Annotated in this window: 11 protein-coding genes, 1 pseudogene and 1 riboswitch; of the genes and pseudogenes, 1 reads left to right on the forward strand and 11 read right to left on the reverse strand. The window is 70.7% G+C overall.

Features of this window, described 5'->3' with window-relative positions; genetic code table 11:
* The first annotated feature begins 63 nt into the window (after nt 1-63).
* Nucleotides 64-477, forward strand: coding sequence for a MarR family winged helix-turn-helix transcriptional regulator (locus tag F9C11_RS34570; RefSeq protein ID WP_409181562.1), 414 nt, complete (start codon nt 64-66; stop codon nt 475-477).
* 221 nt (nt 478-698) lie between these two features.
* On the opposite strand, the gene metH is transcribed toward F9C11_RS34570, so the two are convergent.
* From metH to F9C11_RS34625, 11 genes and pseudogenes are all read right to left on the reverse strand, one after another.
* Nucleotides 699-4,304 carry a methionine synthase gene (gene metH, locus F9C11_RS34575; protein ID WP_409181563.1) on the reverse strand — a complete coding sequence of 1,202 codons (3,606 nt, stop codon included), beginning with the start codon at nt 4,302-4,304 and terminating at the stop codon, nt 699-701.
* An 18-nt stretch (nt 4,305-4,322) separates the two neighbouring features.
* Nucleotides 4,323-4,401, reverse strand: a riboswitch (S-adenosyl-L-homocysteine riboswitch).
* A gap of 44 nt (nt 4,402-4,445) precedes the next feature.
* Nucleotides 4,446-5,048: a maleylpyruvate isomerase N-terminal domain-containing protein gene (locus F9C11_RS34580; protein WP_409181564.1), complete on the reverse strand. Its 603-nt coding sequence runs from the start codon at nt 5,046-5,048 to the stop codon at nt 4,446-4,448.
* A 4-nt stretch (nt 5,049-5,052) separates the two neighbouring features.
* Complete coding sequence (locus F9C11_RS34585; RefSeq protein ID WP_409181565.1) at nt 5,053-6,423, reverse strand: carboxylesterase/lipase family protein; 1,371 nt, start codon at nt 6,421-6,423, stop codon at nt 5,053-5,055.
* 251 nt (nt 6,424-6,674) lie between these two features.
* Nucleotides 6,675-7,484, reverse strand: a pseudogene (locus F9C11_RS34590) (YbhN family protein); the annotation flags it as partial.
* Nucleotides 7,436-8,452 carry a glycosyltransferase family 4 protein gene (locus F9C11_RS34595; RefSeq protein WP_409181566.1) on the reverse strand — a complete coding sequence of 339 codons (1,017 nt, stop codon included), beginning with the start codon at nt 8,450-8,452 and terminating at the stop codon, nt 7,436-7,438. The gene F9C11_RS34595 and the pseudogene F9C11_RS34590, both read right to left, overlap by 49 nt.
* Nucleotides 8,453-8,499: 47 nt before the next feature.
* Nucleotides 8,500-9,339, reverse strand: coding sequence for an aldo/keto reductase (locus F9C11_RS34600; RefSeq protein ID WP_409181567.1), 840 nt, complete (start codon nt 9,337-9,339; stop codon nt 8,500-8,502).
* 43 nt (nt 9,340-9,382) lie between these two features.
* On the reverse strand, nt 9,383-9,712 hold the full coding sequence (locus F9C11_RS34605; protein ID WP_409181569.1) for an STAS domain-containing protein: 330 nt from the start codon (nt 9,710-9,712) through the stop codon (nt 9,383-9,385).
* 1,098 nt (nt 9,713-10,810) lie between these two features.
* Nucleotides 10,811-11,224, reverse strand: coding sequence for an SsgA family sporulation/cell division regulator (locus F9C11_RS34610; protein WP_409181570.1), 414 nt, complete (start codon nt 11,222-11,224; stop codon nt 10,811-10,813).
* A gap of 357 nt (nt 11,225-11,581) precedes the next feature.
* A complete protein-coding gene (locus F9C11_RS34615) occupies nt 11,582-11,884 on the reverse strand; it encodes a hypothetical protein (RefSeq protein WP_409181571.1) in 303 nt (100 codons plus the stop codon).
* A 975-nt stretch (nt 11,885-12,859) separates the two neighbouring features.
* Nucleotides 12,860-14,266 carry an L-fucose/L-arabinose isomerase family protein gene (locus F9C11_RS34620; protein ID WP_409181572.1) on the reverse strand — a complete coding sequence of 469 codons (1,407 nt, stop codon included), beginning with the start codon at nt 14,264-14,266 and terminating at the stop codon, nt 12,860-12,862.
* 6 nt (nt 14,267-14,272) lie between these two features.
* Nucleotides 14,273-15,274, reverse strand: a complete 1,002-nt coding sequence (locus F9C11_RS34625) for a substrate-binding domain-containing protein (RefSeq protein ID WP_409181573.1) — start codon at nt 15,272-15,274, stop codon at nt 14,273-14,275.
* Nucleotides 15,275-15,278: the final 4 nt, after the last annotated feature.

Below are 15,278 nucleotides of genomic sequence, written 5' to 3' on the forward strand. Positions count from 1 at the left end.
CCAGGCCGGAGAGTCTTGCATGGTTAATATTAACAAGTCAACAATCCTAGTAGGCTCGCTCCCGTGGACGACGGACTTGCCGAAGCACTGCACCGGGTGGTGTTCCTGATGGGCGAAGCCGCGCGGAAACGCGCGGACGGCTCAGCCGGACTGACCTACAGCCAGCTGCGCTTGCTGGGCGCCGTGGAAGACATCGAACCCGCGACCCAGCATCAGCTCGCGCAGGCGATGTCGGTGTCCGACCCGGCGATCAGCCGCGCGCTGCGTCCGCTGGAAACGGCCGGGTTCGTCCAGGTGCGCCAAGACCCCGGCCACGCGCGACGGCGGCTGGTCACGCTCACCGACGCGGGCCGGACAGCCTTCCGCGAGACCGGGAAACCCATGCGGGACGAGCTGCGCGAAGCCTTGCTGGCAGCGGGATTCCCGTACGAGCAGTACCTGCGCGACACCGAGCGGCTCGCCGAACTGCTGTCCTGAACCTGGCCGGGCCTTGAGCTCACGCCTGTCCAGCCGTCGAGCCTGAAAAGCGCCATCGCCGCAACGGAAAGAACGCCCGCACAGCTGCTCCTCGTCCGGCATGCACGAGTTTCCGCAGGCTGCAAAGGACCGCGACGGCGTGGCACCGGCCGCCAGCTTCCCGGCTCTGGCCGCCCGTCGAAAACAACGCCAGCGGAACGACCAGGAAGGCCCCAGCGGGCTCAGTAAGCCAGATTGGGCCGCAGCCACCGCTCCACTTCGGACAGTTCCTCGCCGCGCCGGCGGGCGTAGTCCTCGGTCTGGTCGCGTCCCAGCCGGCCGACGGTGAAGTACCGCGAGTCCGGATGCGCGAAGATCAGCCCGCTCACCGCGGCGGCCGGGGTCATCGCGTACGACTCGGTCAGCCCGATCCCCAGCTCTTCCGCGCCCAGCAGGGTGAACAGGTCCTTCTTCTCGCTGTGGTCCGGGCTCGCCGGGTAGCCGAGCGCCGGGCGGATGCCGCGGAAGCGTTCCGCGTGCAGGTCCGCCAGGTCCGGCTGCGCGTCCGGCTCGAACCAGCGGCGGCGGGCCTCCAGGTGCAGGTACTCGGCGAACGCCTCGGCCAGCCGGTCGGCCAGCGCCTTCACCATGATCGCCCGGTAGTCGTCGTGCTCGGCCTCGTAGCGCGCGGCCAGGTCCTCCGCGCCGTGGATGGCGACGGCGAAGCCGCCCAGGTGGTCGCCGAAACCGGCCGGGGCGATGTAGTCGGCCAGGCACCGGTTCGCGCGGCCGTCCGGCTTCTGCGTCTGCTGGCGCAGCATCGGGAACTTCCAGTCCGAGTACTCGCCTTCGAGCAGAATGTCGTCGCCCTCGGAATGCGCGGGCCAGAACGCGTACGCGCCGCGCGCGGTGAACGAGCCGTTCTCGATGATCTCGTCCAGCAGCTGGTTCGCGTCGTCGAACAGCTCGCGCGCGACCGGCTGGTCGAGGATCGCCGGGTACTTGCCCTTGAGTTCCCAGGCCAGGAACAGGAACTGCCAGTCGATCATCTCGCGCAGCTGCCGGATCGACGGCTCCACCACCCGCACCCCGGTGAACTCCGGCGTCGGGATCTCGTCGAACGACACCTTCTCGGCGTTCGCCCGGGCCTGTTCGAGAGTCAGCATCGGCGTCGCGTGCCGGTTTTCGTGCTGGACGCGCAACCGCTGCTGCTCCGCGCGGTTGGCGGTGTCCAGCGCGTCCGCGCGGTCGGTGTCGAGCAGGTCGGACACCACGCCGACCACCCGCGACGCGTCGAGCACGTGCACCGTCGTGTGGTCATACGCCGGGGCGATCTTCACCGCGGTGTGCTGCTTCGACGTGGTCGCGCCGCCGATCAGCAGCGGCAGCTTCAGCCCGCGCCGCTGCATTTCCTGTGCGACCGACACCATCTCGTCCAGCGACGGCGTGATCAGCCCGGACAGCCCGACGACGTCCGCGTGCTCGGCCACCGCGGTGTCGAGGATCTTCGCCGCGGGCACCATCACACCGAGGTCGATCACCTCGTAGTTGTTGCAGCCCAGCACGACGCCGACGATGTTCTTGCCAATGTCGTGCACGTCGCCCTTCACCGTGGCGAGCACGACCTTGCCGTTGCCGCGCGAGGTGTCGAAGCGGCCCTCGGCCTGCATTTTGGCCTTCTCCGCCTCCATGTACGGCTCGAGATAGGCCACCGAACGCTTCATCACCCGCGCGCTCTTGACCACCTGCGGCAGGAACATCTTCCCGGAGCCGAAGAGGTCGCCGACGATCTTCATGCCGTCCATCAGCGGGCCCTCGATGACCTCGAGCGGCCGGGCGAACTGCTGCCGGGCCTCCTCGGTGTCGTCCTCGATGAAGTCCACGATGCCGTGCACCAGCGCGTGCGAAAGCCGTTCCGCCACCGGTGCTTCCCGCCAGGACAGGTCGACGACGCGCTTGGTGCCGCTGCCCTTGACCGTCTCGGCGAACTCCACGAGCCGGTCGGTGGCGTCCGGACGGCGGTCGAACAGCACGTCCTCGACCAGTTCCAGCAGGTCCTTCGGGATGTCCTCGTACACCGCGAGCTGGCCGGCGTTGACGATGCCCATGTCGAGCCCCGCGCGCACGGCGTGGAACAGGAACGCCGAGTGCATCGCCTCGCGCACGACGTTGTTGCCGCGGAAGGAGAACGACAGGTTCGAGATGCCGCCGGAGGTGTGCGCGCCCGGGCAGCGTTCCTTGATCAGCGGCAGCGCCTCGATGAACGCCTTCGCGTAGCCGTTGTGCTCGCTGATGCCGGTGGCGACGGCGAGCACGTTCGGGTCGAAAATGATGTCCTCGCCGGCGAAACCCGCCTCGCGGGTGAGCAGATCGTAGGCGCGGGAACAGATTTCGACCTTGCGCTCGACCGTGTCGGCCTGGCCCTTCTCGTCGAAGGCCATCACCACGACGCCGGCGCCGTAGTCGCGGATGCGCCGGGCCTGCTCCAGGAACGGGCCCTCGCCCTCCTTGAGGCTGATCGAGTTGACCACGCCCTTGCCCTGCACGCAGCGGAGCCCGGCCTCCAGCACGCTCCAGCGCGAGCTGTCGATCATCACCGGGATGCGCGCGACCTCGGGCTCGGTGGCGATCAGGTTGAGGAACGTGGTCATCTCCTGCTCGGATTCGAGCAGGTCGGCGTCGAAGTTGACGTCGAGCAGGTTCGCGCCGCCGCGGACCTGCTCCAGCGCGACGTCCACGGCCGCCTGGTGGTCGCCCGCCTCGATCAGCCTGCGGAACTTCGCCGAGCCGGTGACGTTGGTGCGCTCGCCGATCATCACGAACCCGGTGTCCGCGCCGATCTTGAACGGCTCGAGCCCGGAGAACCGCGTGCTCGGCTCGTGCGCGGGCACCGGCCGCGGCGGAAGCCCCTTGACCGCCTCGGCGATCTTCGCGATGTGCGCCGGCGAGGTTCCGCAGCAGCCGCCGACGATGTTGACCATCCCGGCCCCGGCGAACTCGCCGAGCATCCCGCCGGTCTCCTCGGGCGTCTGGTCGTAGCCGCCGAACGCGTTGGGCAGGCCCGCGTTCGGGTGGCACGCGGTGTAGGTGTCCGCGAGCTTCGCCAGTTCCTCCACGTGCGGGCGCATTTCCGCGGCCCCGAGCGAACAGTTGACGCCGACGACCAGCGGGCGCGCGTGCGCGACCGACGTCCAGAACGCCTCGACGGTCTGGCCGGACAGCGTGCGCCCGGACAGGTCGACGATGGTCACCGAAATCCACAGCGGCAGGTGCGGCGCGACCTCGCGGGCCGCGGTGATCGCGGCCTTGCAGTTGAGGGTGTCGAAGATCGTCTCGATCAGCAGCAGATCGACGCCGCCGTCGGCGAGCGCCTTGATCTGCTCGGCGTAGGCGGCTTTGACCTCTTCGTAAGTGACCGCGCGGAACGCCGGGTCCTCGACGCGCGGCGACAGCGACAGCGTGACGTTCAGCGGGCCGATCGACCCGGCCACGAACCGGTTTTCGAACTCGTCCGCGGCCTGGCGCGCGAGTTCGGCGGCGCGCAGGTTCATCTCGCGCACGCGGTCCTGCAGGCCGTAGTCGGCCTGGCCGATGCTGGTGGCGGTGAACGTGTTGGTGGTGGTGATGTCCGCGCCCGCGGCGAGGTACTGGCGGTGCACGTCGAGCACGACGTCCGGCCGCGTGAGGTTGAGCAGGTCCGGGTCGCCGGTGACGTCCTTCTCGTGCCCTTCGAGCCAGTCCGCCCGGTAGTCCTCGGGAGCGAGACCGGCGCCCTGCAGCATCGTGCCCCAGGCCCCGTCGAGCACGACGACGCGCTGGTCGAGCAGGTTCCGCAGGTTCTGGGTCATCGCCACCTCCGCATGAAGTCCACGGAGGCGCCCTTGGGAATGGTGGTGCCGGCCGAGCGTGGCGGACCACCGGTCCGTTGCAGCGCCTCTCGACCTGGTGGTCAAGACTACCGGATGTGACCACCCCGCGGGCAGGAGTGTTCACTCCTCGGGAATCGAGCGGTCCTCGAGCGGGCTGCCCCGCCACTTCCAGCCGGTCCGCCGGGGCCGTCCGGGCAGGTCGATCCGGCCGGCGCACCAGCGCAGCGCGTCCCAAGCGTCGGGAATCGGCTCCTGCTCGGGGAAAAGCCGCGCGACGACGCGGGCGCAGACCTCGCGCGGCGGGTCGATCGCGGCGCCGAGGCCCTGTGCGATGTCGTCGCCGTGCAACAGCAGTTCGACGCAGCCCATCGCGGCGAACCCGGCCGGATCGGAGCGGCCGGTCGGGTGGTAGGCGCGGTCGTCCGGACGGCTGTTCCGGACCGCGGCGGCCAGCAGCCGCCCGCCGGTGAGGGCGAATTCGAGCAGTTCGGCCGGGGACGCGCCGGCGTCGGCCTTGGCGAGGAAGCGCACGTAGCGGTCGGCCGGACGGCTCACGACTTGCGCGGCGTAGGACAGGAGCGTGTCGCCGAGGTGCTCGGCGGTGTACCGGCAATCCCAGTCGAGGTCGCCCGCCGGACGGGTCCAGTCGCCGCCGGTGACGGGTTCGAGAGCGGCGGACACGCGGGTGAGGGCTTCGTCGAGGTCTTCGGCGCGCACGGTCATCCGGTCAGCGTAGAGAAGCCCAGAACCCGCAATGGTGCTCTTTCGCGAAGCCGGTCAACGGCTGCGCGCCGCCCGGCCGGTACGCGACTGCCTGCCCGGTCGGGCCGCCGCGGACGAACGCGGTCCAGTCGTCCACCATCCGGTCCGCGAGCCGTTGCTGCGCCGGGGTGAATGTCGTTGGCTGCTCGGCGAAATCGAACAGGTAGGGCAGTTCCGCGGTGTGCGTGGCGCCGAGCGGGAACGGCGCCCGCAGCGCGGCCGCGGCCGGCGAGGTCGGGTCGTTGAACTCGTAGGTCGACACGCTCGGCAGCGAGCTGGCGAGCCGCGCGGTCGGGCAGGCGAACGCCCAGTCCGTGACAGCCGCCGCGTACGCCAGCGATGCGTTGCCGCTGAACGCGTCCGCCGGGTATTCGCGAGCGACCGCGTCGGCCTGCGGGAAGACGCGGGCCAGTGCTTGCGGATAGCCGTGCCGCGTGACCTCGCGCCCGGCCGCCGCCTGCTCGGCGAGGAAATAGGTGAACTCGTCGTGCGTCGTGCCCAGCAGCACCGGCACCGGAGTCGCCGGGACCTTGCCGGGCAGCACCGAACCGCCGGTGACCGGGCCGGGCATCTCGATGCCCGCGATCGAGCCGTACGCCGGTGCGGCCAGGAGTTTCCGGTCGGGCAACGCGCGCAGGCAGGTCGCGGCGGTCCGCCGGTCGGGGCACCCGCGCGCGGCGGCGTACTCGACGCTCTCGCGTTCGGCCGCGGGCAGCGTCGTCTGCGCCTGGCACGGTCCGCTTTGGATGATCGCGGCCCGGAACAGCCCGCGCGACCCGGGCGCGACCAGGTGGTCGCACACCGACATCCCGCCCGCGGACTCCCCCGCGATCGTCACCTGGTTCGGGTCGCCGCCGAAGGGTTCGATGTTGTCGCGCACCCAGCGCAGGGCCTGCTGCTGGTCGAGGAAGCCGTAATTGCCCGGTTCCGGGCCCAGCGCCGGGTCGGCGAGGAAGCCGAGCGCGCCGAGCCGGTAGTTGAGCGTCACGACCAGCACGTCGCCGCGTTCGACGAGCCGCGCGGCGCCGTAGCGGTCGCCGCCGCCGCTGAGGAACGCGCCGCCGTGCAGCCACACCAGGACCGGCCGCGCGCGCTCGCCGGCCGGCGGGGTCCAGACGTTCAGGTAGAGGCAGTCTTCGCTGGTCAGGGCTCCGTCGGCGGCCTGCGGGCAGCGGGGCCCTGGTTTCGTGGCGTCCCGCTCGCCCGCCCAGGGCTCGACCGGGGCGGGCGGCTGCCAGCGCCGCTCGCGGACAGGTGCGGCCGCGTACGGGATGCCCTGGAAGAGCCGGTGTCCGGGAGCGACACTGCCGCGGACAACGCCAGCTGCGGTGTGCACGACGTCGCCTGCCCGGCTGATCGCCGCGTCCGAAGCCGCGCAGGCCGGCGCGGCCAGAACTCCGACGACGGCCAGCGCCGCGCACCACCGTCGCCGAATCCCCCGGAAAGCCGCCGCCACCGGCCGGACGATACCGGCCGGGCCTGCGGGTCCGGCCGCCGGATCATCCGGCGGAGCGCGAGAACCGCCCCGCCGGGCAGCGTCGAGACCAGGCCGAGCACGCCGTAGCCGACCGCGACCGTCACGCCCTGCTCGGCGCCCAGCCCGGCGGCGGCGAACGACACCGCCGCGGCCCCCTCGCGCGGGCCGAATCCGCCGACGTTCAGCGGCATCCCCATCGCCAGCAACGCGAGCACCAGCAGCGGCAGCAGCACGCTCAACGGCGCGGTCGCACCGGCGGCCCGGGCGGCGACCGCGAACAGCGTCAGATGGCCCGCCGCCGCGACCAGGGACCAGCCGGCGACGCCGGGCCACGCTTCGAGCACGCCGGTCCGGAGGTCGGCTGCCCAGACCCGGCGCAGCCGTTGCCGGATCACCACTGCGCCGGCTAAGAGGGCCACGAGCACGACCCCCAGGCAGATCAGCACCTGCCGGGGCAACAGCTCCGGCCGGAAAGCCACGACGGCCAGCCCGGCGATCACCACCACGGTTTGCCCGGCGGCGCGTTCGAGCACGACCGCCCGGACGCCGCGGCCGACGTCGCCGGAGCGTCGGCCGTGCTGCACCGCGCGGTGGACGTCGCCGAGCACGCCAGCGGGGAGGACGCCGTTGAGGAACTGCGCGCCGTAGTAGTCGCCGACGGCTTCCCGGAACGGCAGGGACAGGCCGAGCCGCGCCGCGACCAGCCGCCAGCGCGCGGCGCTCGCGAGGGTGGTCACCACCCCGATGACCAGGGCTGTCGCGATCGGCCTCGGGCCCAGTGCGCGCAGACCGCCGGCGAACGCCCCGGTGCCGAGCCGCCACCACAGCGCGGCGAGGAGCGCGGCCCCGGCCAGCAAACGCAGCCACCGCATCAGCCCACCGCCAAGATTCCGCGCAACCGGGCCGCCGCAGCAGCCCATCCCTCCAGGGTGCGCGCTCGTGCGGCAGCCGCGGTACGGAGTCGTTTCCGCAGTTCAGGGTCGTCGCGCCAGCTTCGGAGCGCTTCGGCGAGCGCTGCTTTGTCGCCGGGCGGGACGAGGAGGCCGGGTTGTTCGCCGTCCGGGGCACGGCCGAGGGCGTCGGGCACGCCGCCGACTTCCGAGGCGAGCACCGGAATGCCGCGGGCGAGCGCCTCCGTGACGACCATGCCGTACGTCTCGGCAAGCGAAGGCAGGACCAGCAGGTCGGCTCGGTCGTAGGCGGCTTCCAGCTCCGACCCGGCGAGCGGACCGGTGAAGCGGGCCCGGGGATGGCGCAAGCTGTTGGCGTAGGCCGGGTTTCGGGTGCGTGAGCCGACGAGGTCCACGCGGAGTCCGTCCACTTCGGACAGTGCTTCGAGGAGAAGGCCCTGCCCCTTGCGCGGGGTCACCGCAGCGACGCAGATCAGCTGGGACACTCCGTCCGTCCCGTTCGCGCGCGGCGCCGGATCGGTCCCCGGCGGTGCGATGTGGACGGTGGCGAGGCCGTGGCGCCGCTCGACAGCGCGGGCGGCGGCGGGGCTGGTGACGATGATCTGGCGCGCCAGGCGGAGCGTCTTCCGTTCGCGGGCGTCGAGGTCAGCCGCGCGCCGCGGGTCGAGGCCGGTTTCGTCGGCGAGCGGCAGATGCACCAGGACAGCCAGGTCGAGCCGGTCCGCGTGCCGGGCGAGGACGTCAGGCACTCCGCAGGCGACGAGGCCGTCGAGGAGCACCTTCGCCCGGTCGGGAACCTCGGCGAGGACCTGGTCCAGCTGCTTTTCCGCGACCTGCCCAGGGTCCGGCCAAGCCCCGTCGACCGGCCGCAGCCGCACCGGCAGCTGCTCGGCCATCCGGCGGTCGTAGGTGTTGCCGCCGCTGGGCACGCTGCGGTCGTCGATGTCGCCGGGCACTACGAAACAGGACAGTCGCACGCTGCCTCCCTCCTGACAGGAGACAACGGGCGACGGGCCGATCCGGTTCAGCCTTCGAAGGTGTCCGGGTCGAAACCGGTGCGGCGGCCCTCGTCCAGGCCGCTGAGGACGTCGAGGTCGCCGTCGCTGAGGGAGAAGTCGAAGATGTCGATGTTCTCCCGCATCCGCTTCGGCGACGACGACTTCGGGAACACCACGTTGCCGAGCTGGATGTGCCAGCGCAGCACGATCTGGGCGGGCGTTTTGCCGTGTTTCTCGGCCAGTTCGGCCAGCAGCGGGTCCTCGAGCACCTCGCCTTGGGCAAGCGGGCTCCACGCCTCGGTCACGATGCCGTGCGCCTGGTGGTAGGCGCGCAGTTCCGGCTGCTGCAGCGCGGGATGCAGTTCGATCTGGTTGACCGCGGGCACCGTCGCCGACTCCGCGGCCAGCCGTTCGAGGTGCGCGACCTGGAAATTGGACACCCCGATCGCGCGGGCCTTCCCGGCGCGCAGCAGCTCCTCGAAGCCGTGCCAGGTGGCGACGTACCTGTCCTGTTTCGGCAGCGGCCAGTGGATCAGGTAGAGGTCGACGTAGTCCAGGCCGAGCCGTTGCAGGCTGCCCTCCATCGCGTTGATCGCGTTGTCGTGGCCCTGTGCGTCGTTCGCCAGTTTTGTGGTGACGAAGATTTCTTCGCGAGGTACGCCGGATTCGCGGATGCCCGCCCCGACGCCTTCTTCGTTGCGGTACATCTGCGCGGTGTCGAGGTGCCGGTATCCGGCCTCCAGCGCTTCGCGCACCGCCGAAGCCGTTTCCTCCGGCGGGATCTGGAAGACGCCCAGGCCGAACTGCGGAATCCGGACGCCGTTGTTGAGTTCGAGCTGCGGAACGCGGTTCGTCTCGATCGTCATGTCGGCGGCCTACCCGTGCCCGGCGGCAGTGAAACTCCCTCGATCAGGCAGCGACCGCGTCGCGCAGGATCTCGTCCGCGCCGGTCACCGCGAGACACCGCCGGACCGCGTGCGCTTTCCCCGGCACGACAGTGAAGCCTGGAATCCGTTCGTGCGCGTCGAGCAAGGCGCGCACCCCCGCGCAACTCAGAAACGCGACACCGGACAGATCGACGACCACCGGCCCGGCCAACGACGCGACGGCGGCTTCGAAGAGGTGCACGGTAGCCGCGTCGAGGTCGCCGGATAGAGCGAGGTGGATAGCGTCCGCCCGCCTAGCCGAACGGACGGTCAATTCCTCCGGCGCGGTGACGCCGGGAAGGTGGAGAGTCATGGGTTTGCGCTCCTTTCGCAGAGACCTGCTTGGGGCGCTGACCGCAGTATGTTCCGGACAACAGCCAACACAGGCGACGGTACGCGCTCTGCCAGTACGGTCAACCCGGGTGACCACGGGTTCACTCGCGCGGCAGCGGAACCTGCCCTGATCGGAGAGCCCGCTTCGGCAGTGCGGTACCGGGTTGCGCTGCGGGCGGAGGCTGGTCGACGCGTTGTTGGCGGGTTGCCGGTTTTCGCGGGGGCGGTGGGGGTTGTTCATCGGGCGTTCATGCGCGGGCACCTGGGTGGGGGATGCCTGGCTGGGGCGGCGTTGGTGCCGCTGCTGCCGGTTCTCGCTTACGGGAGCGCTCTGCGGGCCTGGCGGGGGGTTGCGCTGATCCTCGCAGGACGGAGCGCCTGGCTTCAGCTGGCCGAGAGGAACACTCCGCGCTCGGCGGGTGTTCGCACTGCGGCTGCCAAGTCTCGCCGCGAGAGGCCGCCTTGCTTCAACTGGCCGACACGAGCGCTCCGCGACCCAAGCGGCGTGCGCGCCACTGCTGTCGGTTCTCGCAGCGCGAGTCTGCGTGGCTTTGGCGGGCCGACGGGATCGCTCTCTGGGCCCGGCAGGCGTTTGCGCCGCTACTGCCGATCCTCGCCGCGCGAGCCCGCCTTGCTCCAACCAGCAGACGGGGCACCCCCGCGACCCCACCGGCATTCGCGCCACGGCTGTCGGTTCTCGCGCGCGAGCCCGCCTAGCTTCAGCTGGCCGACGGGGGCGCCCTGCGACCCAACCGGCGTGTGCACCACTGCTGCCGGTTCCCGCGGCACGAGCCCACCTAGCTTCAACTGGCCGACGGGGCGCTCCGCGACCCAACCGGCATTCGCACCACTACGGCTGGTTCTCGCGGCACGAGCCCACCTAGCTTCAGCTAACCGACGGGAGCACGCTGTGGCCCGACCGGCGTCTACACCGCGACTCTCGACCCCTCGCGGCACGAGCCCGCCTTGCTTCAACTGGCCGACGGAAGCACTCCGCGACCAAGCCCCGCCCGCTCCCGAAGCAGGTCGCCTGCCCGGGAGCCTGCCCGGCGCGGGGCCGGTCGTCCACTGTGGACTGTCAGTCGCGCAGGGCGAGCTTCGCGAGTTCCTCGTCGAAGTCGAAGCAACGGTCTTCGGAGCCGACCGGGACCTCGTCGTAGGTGCGGTCGAGGAAGTCGGCGAGTTCGCTCGCCGCCGCCTCCAGCACCGCGGAACCGTCGGGGGCGTTCAGCTCCACCAGCACGCGGCTGTCGTCGGCGGCGGGGCGGACCCGGACGTCGCCGTCGCCCGCCGGGGCGAGCAGGCCGTCAGCGAGCAGGTCGCGGCCGAACAGCCAGCGCACGACACCCCCGCCGGCGTGGTAGCCAACCGACACCGCGAACGGATCCGCCGGGTCGTATTCCACATCGGCGCGCACCGGCAGCGGGACGGACCCGAACGTGCGCAGCCCGAAGATGATCGTCGCGCGGACGACCTGCGGTTCGGTTTCCACGACGGCGCCTCCTTCGTTATCCGGTCGCGAACCTGTCCGGACCGAAGTGAATGTTTCTCAATAAGTAACGCGCCGTAAGAGCCTAAGCTGCCCGACCGAGCAGATTTCACTCCAACGGTGGAGATCTACGTCTCAGTTGGCTACGCAAGGGCAGCATTGCCAGCAGGAAGGGGCAACCCTCCCCTCGCTCCCCCAGCCGGTCCAGGACAGCTTCGACCTGCGAAAACGACAAGACACGATCGGGGACTCAGCGGTCCCCGAGGGCGGCGGAGCGGACGATTTCCCGCCGCCGGACTATTTCGGCCCGATGTCCGGCAAATCGTTTCAAGCCGGAATAACGGCTCGATCGGCAGGTGGTCAGCGCGCCGCGGCCAGCCCGACGAACCGCGCGGCCCCGAAGGCGAACGCGAGATACCCGAGCACCAGCGCCGCGGCCGCGAGACCGCGCCCCTTGGAAACGGCTCGGCGCACGCCGGCGTGGCCGAAAACGATCGCGCCGACAGGCAGCACCAACGGCCCCAGCACGGTGACCGGCTCGTAGTAGACGGCGTCGCCGAAACTCGTCCCGCCTGCGGGATAGGTCCCGAGGAACAAAAGCCAGCTGACGATGCCGAGCACGAACGCGGTAATGCCCGCCCTGCCCGACGGCTGTTCACCCATGCGGCGAAGTTATCCAGCAGGGGTGGGACCGGTCCCCGGCCGTGCCCGGGTGGCTCCGGAGCGGGGATTCGGGCGGTCGCACGCGCCGCTTCGGCACGGCAGCAACAGAACGCCGTGCCTCGGCCCGATCCAACGTCGCTTCACCGCGCCCGCTCCAGAGCAGAACCGCGATGGTGTTGGCAGCAGCGAGCCTGCCAGGTATGTGGGCCCATTGAAGCGGTGCGGTCGCGAGGAAGTGGTGGGGGCGCGCTGCCTAGCGAGCCGGAGTGGCGGGGGTGAATAACCGGGTGCCCGGTGCTGCGGCGTCGCGATGCCGCCTTGCTTGGGCGTGGGTGGTTGCCAGGCGCGCTGAAGCAGCGCTGGATTCGGCTGGGAGTGATATGCGGAGTTTGTGGCTGGCGTGCTGAAACGGCCCGGACGAGCGACCGGACCCGCACTGCGCGGGCACGGGGGTGCCAGCCGCGTGCAAGCAACCGGGAGCGACACGCGAGATTTGCGACTGGCGCGCTAGAACGGCCCGGACGAGCGACCGCACCCGCACTGCGCGAGCGCGGGGGGGGCGCCAGCCGCGTGCAAGCGAATGGGAGCGATACGCGAGGTTTGCGACTGCGCGCTGAAACGGCCCCGACGAGCGACCGCACCCGCACTGCGCGGACGCGGGGCGGTCGCCAGCCGCATGCAAGCGACCGGGAGCAATACGCGAAATTTGCCACTGGCGCACCGAAACAGCCCCGACGAGCGACCGGACCCGCACTGCGCGGGCGCGGGTGTGCCAGCCGCGCTGAAGCAGCCATGGATTCGGCTGAGAGCGATGCGCGGAGTTTGCGGCTGGCGTGCTGACGCGGCGCGGATGAGCGACCGGTCCCGCACTGCGTCGGGCACGGTGGCCAGGCGAAGCGTGCGGGGGGGTCGGCGGGCAGCGATGCGCGGGGCGATGGCTGGCCCACGAACGACCGGCCTATTCCACCCTCCCGATCAGCGGCTCCACTCCTCCACCCGCACCCCCATCAGCCCAGCCGCCGCCCGCAACTCCCTTCGTCGGTCCCCGGGCACCGCGTGGATGTGGTTTGCTCCGAAGTGCGACAGGAACGTCTCCGCGGCCACCTCCAGGCGCGCGAAGGCATGCGGCCACTCCGGCGTCGACCGCGACACCAGGTCCTTCGTGGTTCGCTCGTCGTAGTTCTCGAACTCCCCCAGCACCATCTGCAGCCGGTATTCCCCGTCCCAGCGGCTCAGCCGTGCCAGGGTCATCCGGCCGGGGGCGGCGATGTGCTGCACCGAAGCGCCGCCCGCGGGGAAGAAAAACACCTCCGGGTACAGGTGCACGCGGGACAGGTTCTCCGCCGGATCCTCGCTCCGCGCGGCGAACCACGTCGCGTGCTGGCCGGAGTTGCACAGGTCCCACACATCCCGGTCCGGGTGGTAGTGGCGGACGTCCGCGAACAGCACTGGCGTCCCGGTGATCCGGTGCATCAGCTGCATGGTCAGCGCGCCGTCCATGTCCGCCTCGGTGGCGGTGACGTGCACTGCCTTCGGGCCGTTCCAGTCGTAAGGATCGTTGAGCAGCGCTTCGGCGACATCGGCGGTCGCGAAGTGTTCGGTCAGTTCCGGTTGTGCTTTGATCCCGGAGAAATCCAGGTGGCGTTCGGCGGCGACGTCGCGCACGGCAAGGTAAAGACGCAGTTGGCGTTCCAATAACTCCGGCGTGAGCCGATCCCCATCATAATGCACAGTCGCCTGCTCTTCCAGCCATTTCCGGCCGCTGACCGCCTCGGCCGCACCGCCGGATTCGGCGCGGCGGACGAGTTCGTACTGGTCGATTTCCTCGACGTCCACCCCGAATTGGCGCATCCACTGATCGGTATTGGCCACCGCGGTGTTCATCCCCATCGGCCGCCCGCCGAAGCGGCCGAACGTCGAACCGCGCAGGGCGCCGACCGCGGCGGCGGCGCTCGCGTGGGCGCCGACTTCCCCGATCAGCCCGGCGTCGGACGGGGCGCCCCACAGGCGGGTGTGCGCGCGGCCGATCTGGTCGAGCGCGCCCCCGGCGGCGAGCATTCCGACCAGGCCGGGCTCGGTCGGGTCGGTGCTCGCGACCAGCAGCAGCGGGCCCGGCGTCGCGTCCGCGGCCAGCATGGTGAAGTGCGGAAAGGCCCACACCGCGTAATAAAACACCGTCACGTCCACCGAACTCGCCGCGACCGAGCGCGCGGCCGCGGTCGCGGTCGTGTTCGTGGCGACCAGTCCTCCGGTGACCACGTCGTGGCCCGCCGCGGTCAGCGCGGCGGCGAACTCGTCCGCTTTGGCCCGGATGAAACCGGTGTTCCGCCGGTGCACGTGGTCGCGTCCGTCGGAGACGGCGAGGAGGCCGATGCGCGCCATAGGGGGTCAGCTCCGGTTCAGTTCGGCGTAGACCTGGGCCGCGTTGTCGCGCGTCACCAGGCGGGTGGGCAGGGTCTGCGTCTTCGCCACGGGCTGGCAGTCGACGAGCAGTTTCTTCGCCGCCGCAACGGCTTCCTTGCCGCCGGTGGGGTAAATGAACGTCGCGGACAGCCGGCCGGCCTCCACCGCCTTGATGCCGCCCTCGGGCACCGGCAGGCCGTCGATGCCGACGATCGGCAGGTCCGCGCGGCCCGCGTTCTGCGCGGCGATGCGCGCGCCCTCGGCCATCGGGTCGTTTTCGGAGAACATCGCCTGCGCGTCCGGATGCGCCTTCAGCAACGCGTCCGCCTGCTGCTGCCCCTTGTCCCGCAACCAATCCGCGTCCGCGCTGCCCACCACGGTGATATTCCGGTCGGTGATGCCCTGGTTGAATCCGTCGCTGCGTTCCTTGGCGGGCGTCGACCCGGCGAGCCCCTTCAGCTCGACGACTTTTCCGCCGTGCGGCAGCAGTTTCTCGGCGAAGAACTTGCCCGCCTGCCGGCCGATGTCCACATTGTCCGCACCGATGAACGACGTGTACCCGTCGCCGTCGACCTTCCGGTCCAGCACGAGCACCGGGATCCCCTGGTCGTAGGCCTTCTTCACCACGCCGGTCAGCGGCGTCGCCTCGTTCGGGCTGATGATCAGCAGGTCGATCCCCTGAGTGAGAAAGGTGTTGACCTGCTCGACCTGTTTCGCATTGTCCTGCGCGGCATCCGCGTAACTGACGCTGAATTGCGGCACCCCGGCCGCCGCTTTGCGGATGTCGTCGTCCATCCGGACCCGATACGGTTCGGCGAGATTCGCCTGGCTCATCCCGATTTTGTATTTCCCGCTCGGGCCGCGGCACTGTTTCGCGGCCGGCGCGGTCCCGGACGACGCGCCCGGCGCGTTCTCGTGCGTAGTGCCGCAAGCGGCGACGAGGGCCAGCCCCGCCAGGACCGCTCCGCCGCGGAGGATGCCGGACATTGCG

It is taken from the genome of Amycolatopsis sp. VS8301801F10, from assembly GCF_046195355.1.
Lineage (GTDB): Bacteria > Actinomycetota > Actinomycetes > Mycobacteriales > Pseudonocardiaceae > Amycolatopsis.